14 protein-coding genes are annotated in these 19,563 nt (G+C 63.8%); 12 read left to right on the forward strand and 2 right to left on the reverse strand.

Annotated features, from left to right (window positions below; translation table 11 throughout):
- Positions 1-372: 372 nt before the first annotated feature.
- The 11 genes from SB764_RS28830 (at position 373) to SB764_RS28880 (ending at position 16,182) form a co-directional block, all read left to right on the forward strand.
- A complete protein-coding gene (locus tag SB764_RS28830) occupies positions 373-1,134 on the forward strand; it encodes a 2-keto-4-pentenoate hydratase (RefSeq protein WP_074984120.1) in 762 nt (253 codons plus the stop codon).
- 695 nt (positions 1,135-1,829) lie between these two features.
- On the forward strand, positions 1,830-3,752 hold the full coding sequence (locus SB764_RS28835) for a PrkA family serine protein kinase (protein WP_065057456.1): 1,923 nt from the start codon (positions 1,830-1,832) through the stop codon (positions 3,750-3,752).
- Between the two features lie 164 nt (positions 3,753-3,916).
- A complete protein-coding gene (locus SB764_RS28840) occupies positions 3,917-5,185 on the forward strand; it encodes a YeaH/YhbH family protein (protein WP_065057457.1) in 1,269 nt (422 codons plus the stop codon).
- A complete protein-coding gene (locus SB764_RS28845) occupies positions 5,182-6,912 on the forward strand; it encodes a SpoVR family protein (protein WP_065057458.1) in 1,731 nt (576 codons plus the stop codon). The genes SB764_RS28840 and SB764_RS28845 overlap by 4 nt, the downstream gene beginning before the upstream one ends.
- 288 nt (positions 6,913-7,200) lie before the next feature.
- On the forward strand, positions 7,201-8,877 hold the full coding sequence (locus SB764_RS28850) for a SulP family inorganic anion transporter (RefSeq protein ID WP_110328987.1): 1,677 nt from the start codon (positions 7,201-7,203) through the stop codon (positions 8,875-8,877).
- Between the two features lie 281 nt (positions 8,878-9,158).
- The gene (locus SB764_RS28855) at positions 9,159-10,556 is read left to right on the forward strand and encodes a GH1 family beta-glucosidase (RefSeq protein ID WP_110328988.1); all 1,398 of its coding nucleotides are present in this window, start codon (positions 9,159-9,161) and stop codon (positions 10,554-10,556) included.
- Positions 10,557-10,773: 217 nt separating this feature from the next.
- Positions 10,774-12,015, forward strand: a complete 1,242-nt coding sequence (locus SB764_RS28860; RefSeq protein WP_110328989.1) for an ABC transporter substrate-binding protein — start codon at positions 10,774-10,776, stop codon at positions 12,013-12,015.
- A 7-nt stretch (positions 12,016-12,022) separates the two neighbouring features.
- Positions 12,023-12,958, forward strand: coding sequence for a carbohydrate ABC transporter permease (locus SB764_RS28865; RefSeq protein WP_065057462.1), 936 nt, complete (start codon positions 12,023-12,025; stop codon positions 12,956-12,958).
- Entirely contained in the window at positions 12,955-13,902 is a 948-nt protein-coding gene (locus SB764_RS28870; protein WP_080180155.1) for a carbohydrate ABC transporter permease, read from the forward strand. Before SB764_RS28865 ends, SB764_RS28870 begins: the two co-directional genes overlap by 4 nt.
- Before the next feature lie 15 nt (positions 13,903-13,917).
- The gene (locus SB764_RS28875) at positions 13,918-15,018 is read left to right on the forward strand and encodes an ABC transporter ATP-binding protein (RefSeq protein ID WP_074984125.1); all 1,101 of its coding nucleotides are present in this window, start codon (positions 13,918-13,920) and stop codon (positions 15,016-15,018) included.
- Positions 15,019-15,174: 156 nt separating this feature from the next.
- Positions 15,175-16,182, forward strand: a complete 1,008-nt coding sequence (locus SB764_RS28880; protein WP_065057464.1) for a substrate-binding domain-containing protein — start codon at positions 15,175-15,177, stop codon at positions 16,180-16,182.
- Positions 16,183-16,201: 19 nt separating this feature from the next.
- Here SB764_RS28880 and SB764_RS28885 read toward each other — a convergent pair whose 3' ends face one another.
- Positions 16,202-17,602: a cytochrome c peroxidase gene (locus SB764_RS28885; RefSeq protein WP_065057465.1), complete on the reverse strand. Its 1,401-nt coding sequence runs from the start codon at positions 17,600-17,602 to the stop codon at positions 16,202-16,204.
- 301 nt (positions 17,603-17,903) lie between these two features.
- Here SB764_RS28885 and SB764_RS28890 point away from each other — a divergent pair, with 301 nt between their 5' ends.
- Positions 17,904-18,665 (forward strand): IclR family transcriptional regulator, encoded by a 762-nt coding sequence (locus SB764_RS28890; protein ID WP_065057466.1) that lies wholly within the window; start codon positions 17,904-17,906, stop codon positions 18,663-18,665.
- 44 nt (positions 18,666-18,709) lie between these two features.
- Here SB764_RS28890 and SB764_RS28895 read toward each other — a convergent pair whose 3' ends face one another.
- The gene (locus SB764_RS28895; RefSeq protein WP_110328993.1) at positions 18,710-19,561 is read right to left on the reverse strand and encodes a citryl-CoA lyase; all 852 of its coding nucleotides are present in this window, start codon (positions 19,559-19,561) and stop codon (positions 18,710-18,712) included.
- Between the last annotated feature and the right edge of the window lie 2 nt (positions 19,562-19,563).

The raw sequence follows: 19,563 nt of genomic DNA on the forward strand, positions 1-19,563 counted from the left end.
TCGTGCTTACGGTACATTGTGAGCCGTGTCACGCACGCCGGCAGGGACGCGCGGTACACTGCGCGGCAGCCTCGCAGAAACGGGGCGCAAAGACGGGCGCAACGCGCGGTGTGATGCCAACGGCGCCGCACCACGCGCATGTCGGCACGTCGGCACGAGCCCGGCTGAAACGCATGGCCGGAACCAACGGGGTAGCGCTGCGGTCAGGCAAGAGCGCCAGGGAGGGCGCACCGCATCGCTGCGCAACACAATCGAGCGGCGCAATGGACGGCATGCGCGCCGCGTCGCACCGCAACCCGGCAGATGACGGAACGCTGCGGCAATGCGCGCCGCGCTTGCCGCAGCGCGAACGGACAAAAAAAGGACCCAGACATGACGCATGACGATCTCGCGCAACGCCTCGTGAACGCGCGCCACCGCCATCAGCTCATCGCGACGCTGGAGCCCGAGCGCCTGCCGCCCGACGCCGCCACGGCCTACGCGATCCAGCAGGCGGTCATCGCCGGTCTCGGCAAGGGCACGGGCGGCTGGAAAATCGGTGCGCGCTCGCCCGGCGCCGCCGCGTCCGGCGCGCCGATTCCGGGCGCGCTCGTGCTGCCGTCGCCCGCGCGCGTCGAGCGCCAGAACTTCTTTCGCGTGCTCGTCGAACTGGAGATCGCGTTCCGTTTCGCGGAGCCGCTCGCGCCGCGCGCCGACGTCTACTCGCGCGACGAAGTGCTCGCGCACGTCGGGCAGATCCTGCCCACCATCGAAATCGTCGACAGCCGCTTCGCCGAATGGCCGAACGTCGCGCCGCTCGCGCAGCTCGCCGACTTCCAGAACAACGGCGCGCTGATCACGGGCCACGCGCAGCCCTATGCCACGCTCGCACGCGCGCTCGACTTTGTCGCACCCGAACTCGAACTGAGTTTCGACGGCGCCTCGCTCGTGCCCGAAGCGCCCGGCAATCCGGCCGGCGATCCGCGCGAACTGCTGGTGTGGTTCGTCAATCATTGCGCGGCGTCGGGCATCACCATCGAGCCCGAGTGGACCATCACCACGGGTTCTTACGTAGGGGCGCACCGCATCGAAGGTCCGGGCCTGCTGCACGGACATATCGATGGTCTCGGCGAGGTCGAAATCGAGTTCGTCTGATCAAGGGACAAGGGGTTTCCCCGAGTCCTCGAAGCCACTCTGACAAAGGGCCGTCGCGCATACTGCGTGACGGCCTTTTTTGTTGCCGCTCGCTTGCACAATGCGCGCACTATGCCCGCTCAAAGCCCGGCACTTTGCACCGCGATTGCGCATGAAAATCACCGGCAAAGCCACTACTGACGATAGGGGCAGTTTGCGCGCGATTTCAGCGCGTTTTCCGTCGTGCGCCAGCGCACTCACGCACGCGCGACAATGCGCGGCAGGTCACTGACGCGGGTGTTTTCGACGCGTAAAACGGGAAAAAATTAGCGATGACGTGTGCGGACAACAGGCTCGTCATAGGGCGTTACAAGGAGTTTGATGCGGCGTGTGCACGCGTTGCGCGCCAAAGCGTTTAAGGAGAAACAGCCTGGCTGCCGTAATGCTGTTTGAGCGTCGAATTCCGGCGCCATGACGTGACGCTGGCACGCTGCCGGCGAGCAGGTGAAATGCGCTTGAGGCGTGAATCTTGCGCGGGTGGGAAGATCATTGTAAGACGCACATCCGCGTAGCACCAAGCACTAAAACGAGCCCTTGAATTGGCGCGATTTTGTGTGAAAAAAAATTCAAAAGGGTTTAGGATGAATTCGAGCGATGTCGTTTCCGATTAGCGCGCCGCGCACGACATCGGTCGCAGATCTCGGCGAGGAGGTAGCATGGATATCTACAGCAGCTTCGCGACCCGCTTCGAAAAAACGCGAGAGGAGGAGTTCTCGCTCGAGGAGTATCTCGCGCTCTGCAAGGAAGATCCCAGTGCGTACGCCACGGCTGGCGAACGCATGCTGACGGCAATCGGCGAACCTGAACAGATCGACACTCGCAACGACCCGCGCATGTCGCGCATCTTTGCGAACAAGGTCATCAAGGTTTATCCGGCTTTCCGCGAGTTCTATGGCATGGAGGACGTGATCGAGCAGGTCGTCGCGTACTTCCGCCATGCGGCGCAAGGACTCGAAGAAAAGAAGCAGATTCTCTATCTGCTCGGTCCGGTGGGCGGCGGTAAATCGTCCATCGCCGAGCGCCTCAAGCAGCTCATGGAACGCGTGCCGTTCTACTCGATCAAGGGTTCGCCCGTGAACGAGTCGCCGCTCGGTCTGTTCGACTACGACGAAGACGGCCCCATACTCGAAGAGCAATACGGCATTCCGCGCCGCTATCTCAAGAGCATCCTGAGCCCGTGGGCGGTCAAGCGCCTGCACGAGTACAACGGCGATATCCGCAAGTTCCGCGTGGTGCGCCGCTATCCTTCCATCCTGCGGCAGATCGGCATCGCCAAGACCGAGCCGGGCGACGAGAACAATCAGGACATCTCCTCGCTGGTCGGTAAAGTCGACATCCGCAAACTCGAGCAATACGCGCAGGACGACGCGGACGCCTACAGCTATTCCGGCGGTTTGTGCCTCGCGAATCAGGGTTTGCTCGAATTCGTCGAAATGTTCAAGGCGCCGATCAAGGTGCTGCATCCGCTGCTCACGGCCACCCAGGAAGGCAACTTCAAGGGCACCGAAGGATTCGGCGCGATTCCGTTCAACGGCATCATCCTCGCGCACTCGAACGAGTCGGAATGGAAGGCGTTCCGCAACAACCGCAACAACGAAGCACTACTCGATCGTATCTTCGTGGTGAAGGTGCCGTACTGCCTGCGCTACTCGGAAGAGATGAAGATCTACGAGAAGCTGCTGCGCAACTCGTCGCTCGCCGAGGCGGTCTGCGCGCCCGGCACGCTCAAGATGATGGCGCAGATGTCGGTGCTCACGCGTCTGGCCGAGCCGGAGAACTCCAGCCTCTTTTCGAAGATGCAGGTGTACGACGGCGAGAATCTCAAGGATACCGATCCGAAAGCGAAGTCGTATCAGGAGTATCGCGACTTCGCGGGCGTGGACGAAGGCATGAACGGCGTGTCCACGCGCTTCGCGTTCAAGATTCTCTCGCGCGTGTTCAACTTCGATTCGACCGAAGTGGCGGCGAATCCGGTGCACCTGATGTACGTGCTCGAACAACAGATCGAACGCGAACAGTTCCCGCCGGAAACCGAGCAGAAGTATTTGTCCTTCGTGAAGGACGTGCTGGCCTCGCGTTACGCGGAATTCATCGGCAAGGAGATTCAGACCGCCTATCTGGAATCGTATTCGGAATACGGGCAGAACATCTTCGACCGCTATGTCACGTACGCCGACTTCTGGATTCAGGACCAGGAGTTCCGCGATCACGACACCGGCGAGAGCTTCGACCGCGCGGCCTTGAACGCCGAGCTGGAGAAGATCGAAAAGCCCGCGGGCATCAGCAACCCGAAGGACTTCCGCAACGAGATCGTGAACTTCGTGCTGCGCGCGCGTGCGGCCAATGCCGGTAAAAACCCGGCGTGGATCAGCTACGAGAAGTTGCGCGTGGTGATCGAGAAGAAAATGTTCTCGAATACGGAAGAACTTTTGCCGGTCATCTCGTTCAATGCAAAAGGATCGGCGGAAGAGCAGCGCAAGCATGAAGACTTCGTCAACCGCATGGTCGCGAAGGGCTACACGCCGAAGCAGGTGCGCTTGCTCTGCGACTGGTATCTGCGTGTGCGCAAGTCGTCATGAACGCGCAGGCATCACCTTCCTGCTGCGCCGCCGCATCGCTCATGCGGCGGCGCAAAAAGGAAATCCGGCGGGGCGCAGGCCACGCAGCCGCAAGCGGGTAGCGGCGGCGCCTGGCACGCAGACTGCGCACCTCGCCCATTCGAAACGTGAGCGGGAGACTGGATGTGCTTCATCAAATCATCGACCGCAGGCTGGCCGGCAAGAACAAAAGCATTGCCAATCGCGAGCGCTTTTTGCGCCGTGTGAAAAACTATATTCGTCACGCCGTCTCGGAAGCGGTGCGTGACCGCAGCATCAAGGACATACAAAGCAACCAGAGCATCACCATTCCGCGCAAGGACATCGCGGAGCCTTCGTTCCGGCACGGTCCGGGCGGGCGGCGCGAGATGGTCCATCCCGGCAACGAGGATTACATTCGCGGCGACCGCATTGCGCGTCCGCAAGGCGGCGGCGGTGGTGGCGGCAGTCAGGCGAGCAACGAGGGCGAAGGTCAGGACGACTTCGTGTTCGAGCTCTCCCGCGAAGAATTCATGCAGTACTTCTTCGACGACCTCGAACTGCCACGTCTCGTCAAAACCCATCTGATGGCCGTCCCCACGTGGAAAAGCATCCGCGCGGGCTGGGCCGCGGAGGGCACGCCCAACAACATCGACGTGGTGCGCTCGCTGCGCAGCGCGCTCGGCCGGCGCATCGCGCTGGGCGCGCCGCTCGTCAACGAACTGCATACGCTTGAGCAGCAGCTCGAGGCGCTGATGGCCGATCCGTCCGACCGGCGCGATGAAATCAAGACGCTCGAAGACGAAATCCACCACCTGCGCGGGCGCATCTGGCGCATCCCGTTCATCGACCCGTTCGATCTGCGTTACGTGAACCGCGTGAAGCAGCCGCAGCCGTCGAGCCAGGCCGTGATGTTCTGTCTGATGGATGTGTCCGGCTCGATGGACGAGCAGCGCAAGGACCTTTCCAAACGTTTCTTCATCCTGCTGTACCTCTTTCTCAAGCGCAACTACGAGAAGATCGAGGTGGTGTTCATCCGGCACCACACGCGCGCCGAGGAAGTGGACGAGGACACCTTCTTCCATTCGACGGAAAGCGGCGGCACGGTCGTGTCGAGTGCGCTGGAGCTCATGAAGAAGGTGATCGAGGAGCGTTATTCGCCGAGCGACTGGAACATCTACGGCGCGCAGGCATCGGACGGCGACAACTGGACCGACGATTCGCCGAAGTGCCGCAAGTTGCTCCAGGATGACATCCTGCCCCAGGTGCGCTATTTTGCGTATATCCAGGTGACGCCGGAGGAGCAGAATCTCTGGCTGGAATATGCGCAACTGGCGCTCACCCAGCCGGCGCTGGCGATGAAGAAGGTCGACACGGCGGCGGATATCTACCCGGTTTTCCGGGAGCTTTTCGAAAAGCAGGTGGAGCACTCATGACGACACGCCACCTGCACAACGAGGCGCGCGGCTACGAGCCGGAGCGCCGCAAGACGGGCGGCCACGGAACAGGACAGCACGGCGATCACGCGGCCGCCACGGAAATGGGGGGACACGTTGCCGATCCCGGGCGCGAAGGCGCGCACGGGCTTCCTCAAGCGGATCTCCCTGAACGCCGGCTCCCGGACACCAGGGAATTGCATATGAACGTAGCCGACAGACGGCCGTTGCCGTGCCCATCCGACTGGACCTTCGAACTGATCGAGGAGTACGACACGCACATCGCGCAGGTTGCCGAGCAATACGAACTGGACACGTATCCTATCCAGCTCGAATTGATCAGCGCCGAGCAGATGATGGATGCGTATGCCTCGGTCGGCATGCCGGTCAATTACCGCCACTGGTCGTTCGGCAAGCACTTTCTCTCCACCGAGAAAAGCTATCGCCGGGGCCAGATGGGTCTCGCGTACGAGATCGTCATCAATTCGAATCCCTGCATCGCGTATCTCATGGAAGAGAACACCATGACGATGCAGGCGCTCGTGATCGCGCACGCGGCCTATGGGCACAACTCGTTTTTCAAGGGCAATTATCTGTTCCGTCTCTGGACGGACGCGCACGCGATCATCGACTACCTCGTCTACGCGAAGAACTACATCGCCGAATGCGAGGAACGTTTCGGGCTCGATCGCGTGGAAGAACTGCTCGATTCGTGCCACGCGCTCATGAATTACGGCGTGGATCGCTATAAGCGTCCGCAGAAATTGTCGCTGCAACGCGAGGCCGCGATGCGGCGCGAACGCGAGGCGTATCTGCAGTCGCAGGTCAACGAACTCTGGCGCACGCTGCCGAAAACGCAGCAGCCGATCGCCGAGGAAACCGACGAGCGCTATCCGCCCGAGCCGCAGGAAAACCTGCTGTATTTCGCGGAGAAGAACGCACCGCTGCTGGAGCCGTGGGAGCGCGAAGTCATTCGCATCGTGCGCAAGGTCGGGCAGTATTTCTACCCGCAGCGCCAGACCCAGGTGATGAACGAAGGCTGGGCCACGTTCTGGCATTACACCTTGCTCAACACGCTCTATGCGCAGGGCAAGCTCGAAGACGGCTTCATGATGGAGTTCCTGCACTCGCACAGCAACGTCGTGTATCAGCCGCCGGTCACCAAGCCGTATTACAGCGGGATCAATCCGTACGCGCTGGGTTTTTCGATGATGAGCGATATTCGCCGCATCTGCGAAAACCCCACGGACGAAGACCGCAAATGGTTCCCGGAACTGGCCGGCAGCCCGTGGCTCAAGGCGCTGCATTACGCGATGCGCAACTTCAAGGACGAGAGCTTCGTCGCGCAATATCTGTCGCCGCATCTGATTCGTGAAATGCGCCTGTTTTCCGTGCTCGACGACGACATGCGCGACGCGCTCGAAGTCTCGGCCATTCACGACGAAAGCGGTTATCAGTACGTGCGTCAGGCGCTCTCGCGGCAGTACGACATGCATCATCGCGAGCCGAACATCCAGGTGTGGTCGGTGAATACGCGCGGCGACCGCAGTCTCACGCTGCGTCATTTCATGAGCGACAATCGCCATCTTTCGGGCGACACCGACGAAGTGTTGCGCCACATGGCGCGGCTCTGGCAATTCGACGTCTACCTCGAAAGCGTCGATGAAAACGGCACGGTGAGAAAGCGCTATGAATGCCGTTATGTGCCGCCGGCCATCAAGGTGTAGCGCGGCGTTCGGGTTCGACGTTGTTTGAAAAGGCCAGCTTCCACGCTGGCCTTTTTTCATGTCGATACGTGGCGACTCTTTCAGCGGGGTTTCGGCGCTGCCGGTTGCGCGGAGGAAAAGGGCGCAGCCGCGCTAACATAACGGCACGGAAAACAATCACGTCGAACGCGACGTCGAACGCGGCATCGAAACGCGAGGAGCAACAGACACGCATGCGCAGGTCGAAATCGAACCAACCGCGGACCCCTCGGCAAACGCGGACGCTTCAGCAACAAGCAGGACGCCGCCATGGCGTTTGAGTTCTTCAAGGGCGTGCGGCCGCTCAACCGCGCAACGGCGTTGCGCGACGCCATCGCGGGCGTGCAGCTCGCGTCGATGAACGTGCCGCAACTGCTCGGCTACGCGCGCATCGCGGGCATGCCGGCCGTCACCGGTCTCTACACGGGCTTCCTGCCGCTGATCGCCTTCGCGCTGTTCGGTGCGTCGCGCCATCTCGTGGTCGCCGCCGACTCGGCCACGGCCACCATCTTCGCGAGCAAGCTCTCGACCATGGCCACGCCGTCGAGCGCCGAATACGTCGCGCTCGCGGGCATGACGGCGCTGCTCACGGCGGTCATGCTGCTGATCGCGCGCGTGTTCAAACTCGGCTTTCTCGCGGATTTTCTCTCGCGCACGGTGCTGGTCGGCTTTCTGACGGGCGTGGGCGTGCAGGTGGGCGTGGCGATGCTCGGCGACATGCTCGGCATCACGGTCAATTCGCGGCGCACGGTCCTGCAGATCAAGCAGATCGTCCTGCAATTGCCGCAGATTCACGGGGGCACGCTCGCGATCTCCGCGCTCGTCGTCGTGGCGATTCTGGTGTTCAAGCGCGTGCGGCCGCGCTGGCCCGTGCCGCTCGTCGCCGTGATCGGCGGCATCGTGGCGAGTGCGCTGTTCGACTTTCAGCGCCACGGCGTGGCCGTGATCGGGCCGGTGGCGGGCGGCTTGCCGCATGTCGCGTTTCCCGCCGTCGGCTGGTTCCAGATGATCGATCTGCTGCAGGTGGCGGCGTCGTGCTTCGTCATCATCGTTGCGCAGAGCGCCGCCACGAGCCGCGCATTTGCCGAAAAATACGGCGAGCGCGTGGACGAAGACGCAAACCTGCTCGGCCTCGCCGCCGCCAACGCCGCTGCCTCGATGAGCGGCGCGTTCGTGGTGAACGGCAGTCTCACGCAAACCGCGATGGCCGATCAGGCCGGCGCGCGCAGCCAGTTCGCACAAGTCGTCTTCGCCGGCGTGGTGGTGATCGTGCTGCTGTTTCTGAGCCGCTGGCTGCAATATCTGCCGCATTGCGTGCTGGCCGCCATCGTGTTCACGATCGCGGTCGGGCTCGTGCATATCGGACAACTGATCGATATCCGCAAGGAAAGCCCGGGCGAATTCGGGCTTGCCGTGACGACCGCGATCGCGGTCGTGGTGATCGGCGTGGAGAACGGCATTCTGATTGCCATCGGGCTTTCGCTGCTGCGCCATGTGCGCCATAGCTATCGTCCGCACACGATGGTGCTGGTGCCGAACGAGGAGGGCCGCTGGATGCCGGTGCCGTCGCACGCGGGGCTTCAGACCGATCCGGGACTGATCGTTTTCCGCTTCGGCGCCGACCTGTTCTATGCGAACGACCACCTGTTCGTCGACGAAGTGCGTCGTCTCGTGGATGGCGCGCCGACGCCCGTGCGCTGGTTCTTGGTCGATGCGGCGGCGATCACCGATCTCGATTACTCGGCGGGTCGTTCGGTTAACGAACTATGCGAGTCGCTGCGCGAGCGCGGCGTCAAGGTGATTTTCGGCCGCGTGAACCGCTATCTGCGCGCCGACATGGACCGACACGGCATCACGCCCGTGGTGGGCGCGCAAAATATCTACACCACCTTGCACGAGGCGCTCGCCGCCGTGCATCCCAACCTCGACGCGCACGCCGAGGCGTGACGCCGCCCACCTCGTCCTGGCGTTCCAGAGAGCCCGGCGCGGACTGACTGTCCGCGCCAAATCACGCTGTTTCACGTCACATCGCTCCCGCAAGTAGTCAAAATCCAAAATCCGGTGCGCATACCCTACACAGGAACTACTTAAAACTGTCCTGAAAAACCCTGATTTACCGCAGGAATTCGCGGCTGATATCGTGCGCTTCAAGCGCTGTGGAAGCGCTTCCACCCAATCACCCGCCGGCGTCCGCATCGCCCGGTTCCGACCCTTGCGCAGGAGCTTTCGTGACACACGATTCGCCACACACCGCCTCGGCCATTCTCGAGGACGACGCCTTCACGCCGTCGCCCGATTCCGCGCTCTGGCGCCGCGACTTTCTGCTCGGCGCGGCCACCGCGTCGTATCAGATCGAAGGCGCCGCGACCGAGGATGGCCGTCTGCCGTCGATCTGGGACACCTTCAGCGCCACGCCGGGCAAGGTGCTCGCGGGCGACACGGGCGCCGTGGCCTGCGATCACTACCATCGCTGGCACGGCGACCTCGATCTGCTCGGCGACCTGAACTTCGAGGCCTATCGCTTCTCGATCGCCTGGCCGCGCGTGATGGACGCGTCGGGCCGCCCGAACGCGAAGGGCATCGACTTCTACAAGCGCCTGCTCGAACGTCTGAAAGAGAAGGGCATCCAGACCTACGCCACGCTCTATCACTGGGATCTGCCGCAGCATCTCGAAGATCGCGGCGGCTGGCTCAATCGCGACACGGCGTATCGTTTCGCCGATTACGCGGATCTCATGAGCCGCGAGTTGTCCGGTCTCGTCGACGCGTGGATGACGCTCAACGAGCCGTGGTGCTCGGCGTATCTGGGCTACGGCAATGGCCATCACGCGCCGGGCCTCGCGAGCCCGCGCTATCCGACCCAGGCGATGCATCATCTGCTGCTCGGTCACGGCATGGCGATTCCGGTGCTGCGCGCGAACGATCCGAAGTCGGCGAAAGGCATCGTCGCGAACGTGGGCCGCGGCACGCCGAACTCCGATTCGGCCGCCGACATCACCGCCGCGCGCCGTTTCGAAGTCCAGCACAACGCGTGGATTCTCGATCCGCTGCTCAAGGGCGAATATCCGGCGGAGTTGTTCGAGCTGTGGCCGGGCACCGAGCCGCTCGTGCTCGACGGCGACATGGCGACGATTGCCGCGCCGCTCGACTTCCTCGGCATCAACTACTATTTCCGCACCAACGTGAAGAGCGACGGCGCGCACGGTTTCACCGAGGTGCCGCTGCCCGACGTCGAGCGCACGCAGATGGGCTGGGAAGTGCATCCGGACGGTCTGCGCGATCTGCTGATCGGCTTCGATCGCACGTATGAGAACCTGCCGCCGATCTACATCACCGAAAACGGCATGGCCTCCGACGACGACGTGATCGACGGCGAAGTGGTCGATTCGCAACGCATCGCGTTCCTCAAGCGTCACCTGGGCGCCGTGGACACGGCGATCAAGGCGGGCGTGGACGTGCGCGGTTATTTCGTGTGGTCGCTGCTCGACAACTTCGAGTGGGCGTTCGGCTATGAGCGGCGCTTCGGCGTCGTGCACGTGGATTACGACACGCAGAAGCGCACGAAAAAACGCAGCGCCGAACTGATCGCGCGCTTCATCGCCGAACGCAAGACGCGCGGCGCCTGACGTCTCGACCGATCGATTCGCTCGACGCAAAGATCGACGCGAAATCGAAAACAAGAACGGTAGTTGCCGTAATTGCCGTACCGGCTGCGCGCCGCGAGAATGCGCGACAGGGGAAAGTTGCACCAAAGCACGATCGCGTGCGCGCGGCCACCCGCATCACCGCCAAGTTTGACTTCATCGACCAGCAGAGAAAACCGGATCAACCGGAGGAGACGCAATGAAGCAAAACGCACCCGTCCTGCGCGGCCTCGCCGCCGCGCTGGCATTGGCCGGAGCCGTCGCGGCGCACGCCGCCGACGCGCCGCTCAAGGCCAATGTGATTCACTGGTGGACCTCGGGCGGCGAGTCGGCCGCCATCAAGCAGTTCGCGCAAGCCTACGACCAGGCGGGCGGCCAGTGGGTCGACAACGCGATCGCGGGCGCCGACCAGGCGCGCGCCACGGCGATCAACCGCATTGTCGGCGGCGATCCGCCCACGGCGGCGCAGTTCAACACGTCGAAGCAGTTCCACGACCTGATTGACCAGGGACTCCTGAATAATGTCGATGCGGTCGCGGCGAAGGAAAACTGGAACGGCATCCTGCCCGATTCGATCCTCAACCAGATCAAGGTGAACGGGCACTTCTATGCGGCGCCCGTCGACATCCACATGCAGGACTGGTTCTTCTACTCGAAGCCGGTGTTCGCGAAAGCGGGCATCGCGGCCGAGCCGAAGAGCATGGACGAACTGTTCGCCGATCTCGACAAGCTCAAGAAAGCCGGGGTGATTCCGCTCGCGCTGGGCGGCCAGGCGTGGCAGGAGAAGATCACGTTCGACGCGATTTTCGCGGACATGGACCGCAATCTGTACATGAAGGTCTATCGCGACCGCGACGCGAATGCCGTCAATTCGCCCGCGTTCAAGAACGTGCTCACGACCTTCAAGCGTCTGCACAACTACGTCGATCCGGGCTCGCCGGGCCGCAACTGGAATGACGCGACGGCGCTGGTGATTTCGGGCAAGGCCGGCATGCAGATCATGGGGGACTGGGCCAAGGGCGAGTTCTCGAACGCGAAGCAGATCGCGGGCAAGGACTTCGGCTGCTTCCCGGGTTTCGCGAATTCGCCGTACATGATCGCGGGCGACGCCTTCGTGTTCCCGAAGACCGACAATCCGCAGGCCGTGAAAGCGCAGCAACTGCTCGCCAGCGTGATCACGTCGCCGACGGCGCAGGTCGCGTTCAGCGAGAAGAAGGGTTCGATTCCGATCCGTCTCGACGTCGATACGGCCGGTTTCGACGTGTGCGCGAAGCAGGGCATGGCGATCATGAAGGACAAGGCGCGTCAGTTGCCGAATCCGGAAATGCTGATCCCGCCTGACGTGCAGGGCTCGCTCCAGGACGTCATCACGAACTTCTGGAACAAGGACCAGTCGGCCGAGGACGCGCAGAAAGCGTTCGCGTCGGCGCTCAAGAGCTGAGAGGCTTATGTACGCGCTCAAGCTGGATCAGGCTAAACGGCAGGCGCGTGCAGCGCGCCCCATGCGGCGGCGGCTGTCGCTCGCCGCATGGATCGCGTTGCTGCCCATGGCGCTCACCGTCGTGTTCGCGTATCTCGGCACGATGCTGTGGACCGCGCGCGTTTCGGTGAGCTATTCGCGCTCGTTGCCGACGAACACCTTCGCGGGCTTCACGCAATACGTGCGGCTGTTCGAAACCGAACGCTGGATCGTCTCGTTGCAAAACCTCGCGATTTACGGCGTGTGCTTCGTCGTGGCGTGTCTCGTGATCGGTCTGCTGCTGGCGATCTTCATCGATCAGCGCGTGGCCGCCGAAGGCGCGCTGCGCACGATTTTTCTCTATCCGTATGCGATGTCGTTCGTCGCGACCGGTCTCGTCTGGCAGTGGATCCTGAATCCCGAACTCGGCGTGCAGGCCGTGCTGCGGCACATGGGCTTCACGCACGCGCATTTCGACTGGATCGTCTCGCAGCAGTTCGTGATCTACACGCTCGTGATCGCGACCGTCTGGCAAGCCTCGGGCCTCGTGATGGCGCTGATGCTCTCGGGCCTGCGCAGCATCGACGACGAGATCTGGAAGGCCGCGCGCCTCGACGGCATTCCGCGCTGGCGCGTCTACGCGAGCATCGTCGTGCCGATGCTGAAGACCTCGATGTCGACCGCCTTCGTGCTGCTGTTCGTGATGGTGGTGAAGCTCTACGACGCCGTCGTGGCAATGACGCAAGGCGGTCCCGGCACCGCGAGCGAAGTGCCCGGCAAATTCGTGATGGATTATCTGTTCAACCGCGCCAACATCGGGCTCGCCTCGGCGGCCTCGATCGTGCTGCTCGCCACCGTGCTCGCGATCCTCGCGCCGGTGCTCTACGCGAAAAGCCGCGCGGCACGCAAAGGAGAACGAGCATGAGCGCGCCGCTGACCGAACCGTCGGGCGCCATTCGGCCCATTCCGCCCGTTATCCGGCGCACGCCGGGCGCCTCGAAAGGCAAGCCGAAGCGCAGCCGCTTCACGCCCGCGCGGCTGGGCGTCTACGGCTTTCTCATCATCGCCGCGCTGTTTTTCCTGCTGCCGCTCTACGTGATGCTCGTGACTTCGGTGAAGCCGATGGACGAGATCCGCATGGGGCATCTGCTCGCGCTGCCGCGTCACCTCACGTTCGCGCCGTGGCAGGACGCGTGGGCGTCGGCCTGCACGGGGCTCGAATGCGCGGGCATCCGCGTGGGCTTCTGGAACTCGGTGCGCATCGTGGTGCCAAGCACGATCATTTCGATCGCCGTGGGCGCCGTGAACGGCTACGCGCTGTCGTTCTGGAAACCGCGCGGTGCGGGCGTGCTGTTCGCCGTGCTGCTCGCGGGCGCGTTCATTCCGGTGCAGGTGATGGTCTATCCGCTCGTGCGCGTGCTGGCCACCGTGCATCTGTTCAGCTCGCTGCCCGGCATCGTGCTGATTCACACGGTGTTCGGCATGCCGGTGATGACGCTGCTGTTCCGCAACTACTACGTGTCGCTGCCGCAGGAACTGTTCAAGGCGGCGCGTATCGACGGCGGCGGCTTCTGGCGCATCTTCGTGCAACTGATGCTGCCGATGTCGGTGCCGATCATCGTGGTCGCGATCATCATGCAAGTGACGGGCATCTGGAACGACTACATTCTCGGCCTCGTGTTCGCGGGCACGAAGAATCTGCCGATGACGGTGCAACTGAACAACATCATCAACACCACCACGGGCGAGCGGCTCTACAACGTCAACATGGCCGCGACGATCCTGACCTCGCTGGTGCCGCTCGCGATCTATTTCGTGTCGGGGCGCTGGTTCGTGCGCGGCATCGCGTCGGGCGCGGTGAAAGGCTAAAAGCGGAGACACACAATGACGAATCTGGCAAACGTCTCAGTGCGCAAGCTGCGCATCGATCTGGGCGCGAACACGGTGATCGACGACCTCGACCTCGACGTGCGCGCCGGCGAATTCGTGGTGCTGCTGGGGCCGTCGGGCTGCGGCAAATCCACCTTGCTGCACAGCATCGCCGGGCTGATCGACGTGAGCGACGGCAGCATCGAGATCGGCGGCGAGGACATGACCTGGGCCGACCCGAAGGATCGCGGCGTGGCGCTGGTGTTCCAGTCCTACGCGCTGTACCCGACCATGAATGTCGAGCGCAACATGTCGTTCGCGCTTCGTATCAACGGCACGCCGAAGCCGGAAATCGAGCGCCGCGTGAAGCGCGCCGCCGACATGCTGCAACTCGGGCCGCTGCTTGCGCGCAAACCCGCTCAACTGTCCGGCGGTCAGCGTCAGCGCGTGGCGATCGGCCGCGCGCTGGTGCGCGAAGCCGACGTGTTCCTGTTCGACGAACCGCTCTCGAATCTCGACGCCAAGCTGCGCACCGAACTGCGTCGCGAGCTCAAGCAACTGCATCAGCAACTGGGCGCGACGATGATCTACGTGACGCACGACCAGGTCGAAGCGATGACGCTCGCCACGCGCATGGCCGTGATGAAGGGCGGCGTGATCCAGCAGTTCGGCACGCCCGCCGAGGTCTACGCGCGGCCCGAGAATCTGTTCGTGGCGACGTTCCTCGGCACGCCGCCGATGAACCTGTTGAAAGGCAAGCTCGAAGCCAATGAAGGCAAGCTCTGGTTTCGCGGCGCGCAGCTCGACGTGGACGTGACGAACTACGCGTTCAAGGGCGCGCCCGATCTCGCGCAACCCTGTGTGCTCGGCGTGCGGCCGGAAGACGTGCACGCCACGCGCCTCGGCGCGCCGGGCAGCGAAGGCGCGCATCAGGGCAGCGTCACGCTGGTCGAACCGATGGGCAATCATCGCGTGCTGTGGCTCGACTATCACGGTGCGCAGATCGCTTCGATCGATCAGGACAAAACGCCGCTCGCGAGCGGCGCGCACGTGCCATTCAGCATCGACGCGGCGCATGTTTCGCTGTTCGACGAAGCGAGCGGCGAGCGCGTTTGAGCGGCCGCGAAAGGTCTGCTATTCCTCCGATCAATGCACCAAAAAAGCACGCTCGGAAGTCAGTAAGAACGTGGTAAAAATTTGGCCGTGCTGATACAGCGCGCGACGTCGTACACAGATCGCGCAACGACAATAAAACCGAGGGACGTACGAGAAGTGGCAACCCTGAAAGACGTGGCAACGCTGGCCGGCGTGGGACTTTCCACCGCCTCGCGGGCGATTTCCGGCAAGGGCCCGGTGTCGGCGGACGCGGCGGCGCGCGTGCAGGCCGCCATCGAACAACTGAACTTCCGGCCGTCGTCGATCGGCCGGGCGATGGCGACGCAGTCGCTCGGCATCATCGGCATTTTCGTGCCGACCTTCTTCGGCTCGTACTACGGCACGATCCTCAAGGAGACCGACACCGAACTGCGCGCGGTGCGCCGTCACGTGGTGGTGGCGACGGGCTGCGGCGAAGCGTCGCCGCGCGAGCAGGCGATCGAGGCGGTGCGCTTTCTGATCGGGCGCGATTGCGACGGCGTGGTGGTCATCAGCCACGATCTGCACGACGAGGATCTGGGCATGCTGCACGCGCTGCATCCGCGCATGGCCTTCCTCAATCGCGCCTTCGCGCATTTCCCCGAAGCCTCGTTTTGCGCCGATCACTTTCACGGCGGCGAACTGGCCGCGCGCACGCTGATCGAGCACGGCCATCGCGAGATTGCGGCGATCGGCGGCACGGCCAGTTCATCGGACAATCAGGCGCGTCTGGACGGCTTCTTCGCCGAACTCGCGCGCCATGGCATCGAACGCGAGCGCGTGCCGCTCATCATGTCCGACTTCTCGCCCGAGGGCGGTTATGCGGCAGCGGGGCGGCTGCTCGAATCGAAGCGCCGCTTCACGGGCCTCTTCTGCGCGAACGACACGATGGCGATGTCGGCGCTCGCGCGTTTGCAGCACGCGGGCATCTCGGTGCCGCGCGACGTCTCCGTGATCGGCTACGACGACGACTATTCCGCGGCTTACATGGCGCCTGCGCTGACGTCGGTGCATATTCCGACCGCCGAGCTGACGCGCAATGCCGTGCGCTGGCTGATCAACCAGTGCTACGGCACGGAGTGGGACATCGAGCGCAGCTTCAACGTAAGCGTGACGATGCGCGCCTCGGTGACGCACGCCAGGTAGGGCGCGCGTCGATATCGCTTCACGGCTGCGCGGCCAGTGCGGGCGAGGGCGTATAGGTGCCGCTGAGCGCGTTCAAAAAGGCGACCAGCGCATCGACGTCGGCGTCCGATGGCGCAGTGCCCAACTGGTATTGGGCCATCTGCTTCACGGCCTCGCGCAGATCGCTCACGCTGCCGTCGTGAAAGTACGGCGCGGTGAGCGCCACGTTGCGCAGCCCCGGCACCTTGAACGCCTGCACGTCGTGCGGATCGCGCGTGACGTTGGCGCGGCCGTTGTCGGCTTCGGTGAGCGCGCCACCGCGCGCCGCAAACCAGTCGCCCGCGCGGCCCATCCGCTCGAACGACTGGCCGCCCAGATTCGCGCCGACGTGACAGGTCGCGCAGCCCATCGACTTGAATAGCTGATAACCGTGCGCCTCGTCGCTGTTCAAGGCGCGCGCGTCGCCGCGCAGATAGGCGTCGACGCGGCTCGGCGTCAGCAGCGTCTTTTCGAATTCGGCGATCGCGTCGGTGATGGCCGGGCCGCTGATGCCGTCAGGATAGATCTGCGCGAAGGTCTCGACGAGCGCCGGATCGGCCTGCAATTTGCCGACGATCTGCTCCCACGACACCGAAGCCATTTCCACCGGATTCAGCGGCGGTCCGCCCGCCTGTTCCTGCAAGGTCGCGGCGCGGCCGTCCCAGAACTGCGCGTGATTGAGCGCCGCGTTGAACACCGTCGGCGCGTTCACACTGCCCAACTGGCCGCCCACGCCAAGCGAGAGTTTTCGGTTGTCCACGCCGCCGGTCCCGAGCGCATGGCAACTGGCGCAGGAAATCGTGTTGTCGGCGGACAGACGCGGATCGTGAAACAGCCGCATGCCGAGCGCGACCTTGCGCGGATCGGCGCGCAATGTGTGCGGCAGCGGCTGCACCGCGTCGTTCTCGAACGCCGCCGCGACGCCGGGCGTCGCATACCAGCGCTTGCGTTCGTGCGCGATCCAGTCGAGCAGCGTATGCCGGTCGCCAGCGCTCAAGCCGGTTCCCCAGTGCACGGCGCGAAAGCGCGCGGGCGGCATGGTGTCGTTTTGCGCGACGCGTTCGAGTTTGGCGAGATCGGCTTCGCCAGGTTTCGCGCCATCGTGCAACGCGGCATACAACGTATCGAGCCGGAAATAGCGCTGGCCTCTTTCGGTATCGAACTGCGCGATCTGCTTGATGCCGGGCAGCGACGCATAAGGCGGCAGCACCGCTTTCGTCGAATGACAGCTGTAGCAGGCGTTGCGGTCGAGAATATCGCGGATGCGCGCGGCTTCGGGCGAGGCGGCGGGGCGGGCGGCCGCCCCTTCCGCGTAGGTCGTGTCGTGATACCAGGCGAGGGCGCTGAGGCCGAGATAACCGGCCGCGAGCAAACCCGCAACGCTGACGAAAAATTTATTCATGGCGATGTGAGGTGGAGAAACCTGGGAATCCTGAGCGGATATCCGGCTTTCGATGCCCACTCGGCGGCGCTGTCGGAAAGCGGGCCTGCAAGGCGAGTGGGGCGGTGCCGGCCGGATCAGCGTCCGATGCTACGGACGGAGCCCGCACGCGCCATTGCGGACGGTCAAGCTACGCGCGAACCGCAGGCATCGCCGATGAGGCAGCGCGCGAGCGATCGCAGGAAAACGGCACGAATGCGGCCGAATCACGCATGAGATCGCGTAAAATTCAGGCTTCTCTGCTTGCCTTTCATCGCCCGACATGCCCGCGGAACAACCGCCCAAGAAGGAAGAAGGCGTCGCCGTCATTGACCGCGCGTGCGCCATCCTGTTCGCTTTCCGTCCCGAAGACGGCCCGCAGAACGCGGCGCTCACGCTCGCCGAACTCGCGGCGCGCACGGGGCTCTACAAGAGCACGCTGCTGCGCCTCGCCGGCGCGCTCATTCAGCATCGGCTGCTGCTGCGGCTCGAAGACGGCCGCTATCAGCTCGGACCGGCCACCTTCGGACTCGGCGCGCTTTATCAGCGCAGCCTGAATCTCGGCGACATCCTGCTGCCGCTGATGCGCGAACTCATGGAAAAAAGCGGGGAAAGCGTGTCGTTCTATGTGCGCGACAACGCGGTGCGCGTGTGTCTGCATCGCGTGGATTCGATGCATGTCGTGCGCCATCACGTGCGCGAGGGCGACGTGCTGCCGCTCGAAACCGGTTCGGGCGGCCGCGCGCTGCTCGCCTTCGGTCATGAACCGGGCGAGGCGTTCGAGCAGATCCGGCGCGACTTCTATTGCATGTCGATCGGCGAGCGCGATCGGGAAACCTCGGGCGTGTCGATGCCCGTGTTCGGCGTGCAGAACGCGCTGCGCGGCGTGATCACGCTCGCGGGTCCGAGTTCGCGCATCGACCGCGCGTTCGTGGAAACGAATCTCGATGCGTTGTTCGATTGCGCCGTGCGCGCCACCGACGCGCTGGGCGGCGACTCGCGTGCGCTGCGCGCGGCCCGTCAGGCGCACGCGCAGGGCGCGTAAAACGGCGAAAAAGCGGCGAAAAACCGCGTTCAAACGCCGAAAGCTCAGCCCTCGCGCGGCTGCGCGCCATCCGGCAGATGACGCTCCGGCGCGCCGGTGTACGCGTAGTCGATCTGACGCGGCATCGGCCCCTTGTTGCGCTCGCCGCGTCCGCGCTGCTCCCACGCATGCGCCAGAATCCCCACCGCGCGCGAGAGGATGAACACGCCGCGCGCGAGTTCGGGCGCGAAGCCCAGTTCCGCATAAATCACCGCCGTTACGCCATCGATATTCATCGGCACGGGCTTGTTTTTTCGGCGCTTGAGCAGCGCTTCCACGCCGCGCGCGATCAGCGCGTAACGACCGTTGATCGCGCCCGATTCCACGCGCGCATCGACGAGTTCGAGCAGGCGTCCGGCGCGCGGATCGACCGGATGAAACCGATGCCCGAAGCCCGGCAGATACTTGCCGTTTTCCGCGACGAAGGCGTCGACGCCCGCCTCGACGGCCTCGTCGAGCGGCGCGCCCGCATCGAGCCGCGCCGCAATCGACGCATAGAGTTCCACCGCCTGCTGACCCGCGCCGCCGTGCACGTCGTCGAGCGCGTTGATGGCGGACGCCATCGCGCCGTTGAGCGGCAGGCCGCAACTCGTGGCCATGCGCGAGATCGCAATCGACGGCGCATGCGGACCGTGGTCCACCGAGGCCACGAGCGCCGCTTCGAGCAGCGACGCTTCGTCGTCGCCGGGCAGCTCGCCGCGCAGCATCAGCCAGATCATCTGCGGAAAACTCACGCGGCCGATCAGCTCCTGAATCGGAAAACCGCGCACGGCGATCGAGCCGGGATGAATGTCGATGATCGAGGTGCGCCAGTAATCGGCGCAGAGGGCGGCGAGGTCGGTGTTCGTCGTGCTCATGT

Source organism: Paraburkholderia sp. SIMBA_027 (assembly GCF_046535315.1).
Lineage (GTDB): Bacteria > Pseudomonadota > Gammaproteobacteria > Burkholderiales > Burkholderiaceae > Paraburkholderia > Paraburkholderia tropica.